Source organism: Streptomyces sp. NPDC006261 (assembly GCF_040613515.1).
In the GTDB taxonomy this organism is placed as follows: Bacteria; Actinomycetota; Actinomycetes; order Streptomycetales; family Streptomycetaceae; genus Streptomyces.
Genome location: NZ_JBEXSI010000139.1, coordinates 1 through 3,331 on the forward strand (window position 1 = coordinate 1; position 3,331 = coordinate 3,331).

Consider the following 3,331-nt stretch of genomic DNA (forward strand, 5'->3'; position numbering starts at 1 on the left):
TCGACCTGGGCGGACACTCCCTGCTCGCGACCCGCCTGATCAACCGGATACGTGCGGTACTGGGCGTGGACCTGCAGTTGCGCACGCTGTTCGACCGGCCGACCGCCTCGGGGCTCGTGCGACACCTGTCGGATGCCGGCTCGCGTCCGGTGTTGGCACGCCGGGAGCGTCCCGGGCGCCTGCCGCTGTCGTTCGCGCAGCGACGGTTGTGGTTCCTCTACAAGTTCCAGGGCGCCTCGGCGATCTACAACATTCCGCTGGTGCTGCGGCTGACCGGTGACCTCGACATCCCGGCGCTGGAGGCGGCGCTCAACGACGTGATCGCCCGGCACGAGCCGCTGCGGACGGTCTTCCCCGACCTCGACGGGGAACCGTATCAGCGCATTCTCACGCCCACCGAAGCCCACCTCACCCTCACCACCGAGGCCGCGGAGTCGGAGGAGCGGCGCGATCGGCTCGTGCACGACCTGGCCCGGTACGGATTCGAGCTGGACCGGGAGATCCCGCTGCGGGCCACTTTGCTGACCGTCCAACCGGACGAGAGCGTCCTGATGCTGGTGATGCACCACATCGCCAGTGACGGCTGGTCGATGGCGCACCTGGCCGAGGACCTGGTGGCCGCATACGCGGCCCGCCGCACCGGTGAGCCGCCGACGTGGTCGGCGCTGCCGGTGCAGTACGCCGACTACAGCCTCTGGCAGCACGAACTGCTCGGCGAGGACACCGACCCGGACAGCCTGCTGCGGCACCAAGCCGCCTACTGGACCGATCACCTGAACGGCCTGCCTGACATCGTCTCCCTCCCCGCCGACCGGCCGCGGCCGACCGAGGCGTCCCACCGCAGCGAGATGCTGCCGTTCGAGATCGACGCCGCGACGCATACCGCTCTGCGGGAGCTGGCCCGTTCGGCGGACGCGACGCTGTTCATGGTCCTGCACACGGGCCTGGCGGCAGTGCTGTCGAGACTGGGTGCGGGGTCGGACATCGCCGTGGGCTCACCCATCGCCGGACGTACCGATGAGAGTCTGGAGAACCTGGTCGGCTTCTTCGTCAACACGCTGATCCTGCGGACCGACACCTCGGGGCGCCCGGCCTTCGCCGATCTGCTGACGCAGGTGAGGGGGACGAGTCTGGCCGCCTACGCCCACCAGGACGTCCCCTTCGAGTACCTGGTGGAGAAGCTCAACCCGAAGCGCTCACCCGGACACCACCCTCTCGTCCAGATCATGCTCACCCTTCAGAACACCACCGAGGCCAATTTCGACCTGCCCGGTCTGCGGGCACGGCTGGAGAACCCGGGGCGGGGCAGCTCCCAGTTCGATCTGCTGCTCAACATCGGCGAGACCTTCGACGAGAGCGGCGGTCCGGCGGGGATCTCAGGTTTCCTCGCGTACGCCACCGACCTCTACGATCCCGCCACCGCCGAGGCGTTCGGGGCGAGGCTCACGCGGCTGCTGACCGCCGCGGCGGCCGACCCGGACCGCGCGGTCGACACCCTCGACCTGCTCGTCCCGCAGGAGCGTCGCAGGCTGCTCGGATGGTCGGGAGTGCGTGACCTGCCGACGGCCGCCGGCGCCGCATCCGCCGGACCCGTGTCCGATGGCACCCGCGGCCGCGCGGTCCTCGAACCGCTCACCCTGCCCGGCCTGTTCGCGGACGCCGTACGACGCGCCCCAACGTCGCCCGCCGTCGCGTGGGGCGACGAGGAGCTGACGTACGCCGAACTGGACGCCTGGTCCAACCGCGTCGCCTGGCAGCTGCGCGGCCAGGGACTCGGCCCGGGCGGACGGGCGGCGTTGCTGATGCGCCGCGGGCCCGGCCTGCTGGCGGCACTGCTCGGTGTGATGAAGACCGGTGCGGCGTACGTGCCGGTGGACCCGGACTACCCCGCCGAGCGGCGGGCGTACATGCTCGGTGACGCGGCGCCTTCGGTGGTGCTCGATGACGCGTGGGTACGCCAGGACTTCACGGACTGCCCCGGCACCGGCCCCGGCATCGAGGTCGACCCGGCGTACGCCGCGTACCTGATCTACACCTCCGGTTCGACCGGCCGCCCCAAGGGTGTCGAGGTCACGCACGCCGGAATCGCGGGCCTGGCGGCGGCCAAGCGAGCCGCCTTCGGACTGGGTTCCGGAGACCGGGTGCTGCAGTTCTCGCCGTCCAGCTTCGATGCCATGGTCTCGGAGATGGTGACCGCCTTCGGCGCCGCGGCGACGCTGGTGGTGCCCGAGGAGACCGGGATCGCCGGACGGGAACTGGCCGAACTGCTCCACCGCGAGCGGATCACCAACGCGACGCTCCCGCCGTCCGTCCTGGCCACCCTGGAGGACATGGACGGCCCGGACCGGCTCACCGGCCTGACCACGCTGGCGGTCGCGGGCGAGGCGTGCCCGCCCGACGTGACCGCGCGGTGGGCCCCGGGACGCCGGATGATCAACGCGTACGGTCCCACCGAGTCGACCGTGGGCGCCGCGATGAGCCCGCTGCTGACCGGCCGGGAGCGTGGCCCGGTCCCGATCGGCCGACCGCTGGCGGGGCTGGCCGCACTGGTGCTCGACGACCGGCTCGACCTCGTCCCCGTAGGCGTACCCGGGGAGCTGTACGTGTCGGGAGCGGGCCTCGCACGCGGATACGTCGGGCGGCCAGGGCTGACGGCGGAGCGGTTCGTCGCCGGCCCCTTCGGCTCGCCGGGCGCGCGGATGTACCGTACGGGCGACCTCGCCCGCTGGAACGCCGACGGGCAGCTCGAATACCTGGGCCGAGCCGACAATCAGGTGAAGATCCGTGGCTTCCGCGTCGAACCCGGCGAGATCGAGGCGGTACTGCGCCGCAGGCCCGAGGTGGCCCAGGCCGTGGTGACCGCCCACGACCACCAGGACGGCGTCAGCCGGCTGGTCGCCTACCTGGTCCCCGAGGGCGAGAGCGGAATCTCGGTGGCCGCGGTGCGGGACGCGGCACGCGACCGACTGCCCGACTACATGGTGCCCGCCGCCTTCGTCGTGCTCGACGCCGTGCCGCGTACGCCGAGCGGCAAGCTCGACCGGGCGGCGCTGCCCGCGCCGGAGTACGAGGTCACCCCCCGGCGGGCCGCCCGCACCCCGCAGGAGCAGGTCCTCGCCGCCCTTTTCGCGGATGTGCTGGGTGTTCCGGTGGTGGGGGTGGATGACGACTTCTTCGATCTGGGTGGTCATTCGCTGTTGGCGACGCGGTTGGTGAGCCGGATTCGCCGGGTGCTCGGTGTGGAGTTGCCGTTGCGGGCGTTGTTCGATGCTCCGACGGTGGCGGGTGTGGCGGGGCATCTGTCGGTGGGGGGTTCGCGTCCGGTGCTGGA

General features: G+C 71.7%; 1 protein-coding gene. It reads left to right on the forward strand.

Annotated features, from left to right (window positions below; translation table 11 throughout):
* Positions 1–3,331 (forward strand): amino acid adenylation domain-containing protein (locus tag ABZ154_RS34870; protein WP_356838468.1); only part of this gene is annotated, 3,331 nt, incomplete at both ends.